The sequence below is a fragment of the Mesorhizobium sp. M7A.F.Ca.CA.004.12.1.1 genome (genome assembly GCF_003997835.1).
Taxonomy (GTDB): Bacteria; Pseudomonadota; Alphaproteobacteria; order Rhizobiales; family Rhizobiaceae; genus Mesorhizobium.
Genome location: NZ_RZRK01001169.1, coordinates 1 through 1,368, shown reverse-complemented (window position 1 = coordinate 1,368; position 1,368 = coordinate 1). Strand labels below are relative to the sequence as shown.

2 protein-coding genes are annotated in these 1,368 nt (G+C 61.3%); both read left to right on the top strand.

The features are described from left to right. Positions 1–874: lipoyl synthase (lipA, locus tag EN984_RS34775; protein WP_127384365.1), on the top strand; the 874-nt coding region annotated here is incomplete at its 5' end. 12 nt (positions 875–886) lie between these two features. Further along, complete coding sequence (locus tag EN984_RS34770) at positions 887–1,351, top strand: type II toxin-antitoxin system RatA family toxin (RefSeq protein ID WP_127267305.1); 465 nt, start codon at positions 887–889, stop codon at positions 1,349–1,351. The last annotated feature ends 17 nt before the right edge of the window (positions 1,352–1,368 follow it).

The following is a 1,368-nucleotide window of genomic DNA, read 5'->3' as shown; positions in this document are numbered from 1 at the left end:
CGACTGGATCCGCGTCAAGGCGCCGATGTCGAAGGGCTATGCCGAAACGCGCGAAATCGTCAAATCGCACAAGCTGGTGACGGTCTGCGAAGAGGCCGGCTGCCCCAACATCGGCGAATGCTGGGAAAAGAAGCACGCCACCTTCATGATCATGGGCGAGATCTGCACGCGCGCCTGCGCCTTCTGCAACGTCGCCACCGGCATTCCGACAGCACTTGACCCGGATGAGCCGGCCCGCGTCGCGCATGCGGTCAAGCAGATGGGCTTGACCCATGTCGTCATCACCTCGGTCGACCGCGACGACCTCGCCGATGGCGGTGCGCAGCATTTCGCCGAAGTCATTCGCGCCATCCGGGCGGCAACGCCGCTGACGACGATCGAAATCCTGACGCCCGACTTCCTGCGCAAGGACGGCGCGCTGGAGATCGTCGTGGCCGCCAAGCCCGACGTCTTCAACCACAATCTCGAAACCGTGCCATCGAACTATCTGACGGTACGTCCGGGCGCCCGCTATTTCCATTCGATCCGGCTGCTGCAGCGGGTCAAGGAGCTCGATCCGTCAATCTTCACCAAGTCCGGCATCATGGTGGGGCTGGGCGAAGAACGGAATGAAATCCTGCAGCTGATGGATGATCTGCGGTCCGCCAATGTCGACTTCATGACCATCGGCCAGTACCTGCAGCCGTCGAAGAAGCACCATCCGGTGATCCGCTTCGTCACTCCGGAGGAGTTTAAATCTTTCGAGACGATCGGCCGGACCAAGGGTTTCCTGCTGGTGGCGTCCAGCCCGCTGACGCGTTCGTCGCATCACGCCGGCGACGATTTCGCCAAGCTGCGTGCGGCACGGGAAGCGATTCTCAAGAAAACAGCCTAACCCGCTGGTTTCATGCCAAAATTCGAAGCCACCCGACGCGTATCCCATACACCCGAGCAGATGTTCGCGCTGGTCGCCGATGTTGAATCCTATCCGCAATTCCTGCCGCTTTGCGAAGCGCTGACGGTTCGCTCGCGCAAGGAGCGTGACGGGCGCACGGTTCTGCTTGCCGACATGAGCATCGGCTACAAGGCGATCCGCGAAACCTTCACGACGCAGGTGCTGCTGAAGCCCGCCGAGAACACCATCGACGTGAAGTACATCGACGGGCCCTTCAAATATTTGAGCAACGTCTGGCGTTTCGAAGCGGACGGCGCCGGGTGCACCGTCCGCTTCTTCATCGACTACGAGTTCAAGAGCCGTATTCTGGGCGCGGTCATGGGGACCATGTTCGATCGCGCCTTCCGCATGTTCGCCGAAGCCTTTGAGAAGCGCGCCGACGTCATCTACGGTGCAGCACCCCGGGTCCAGGGTTAGCCGAGTGCTTGCAGGCC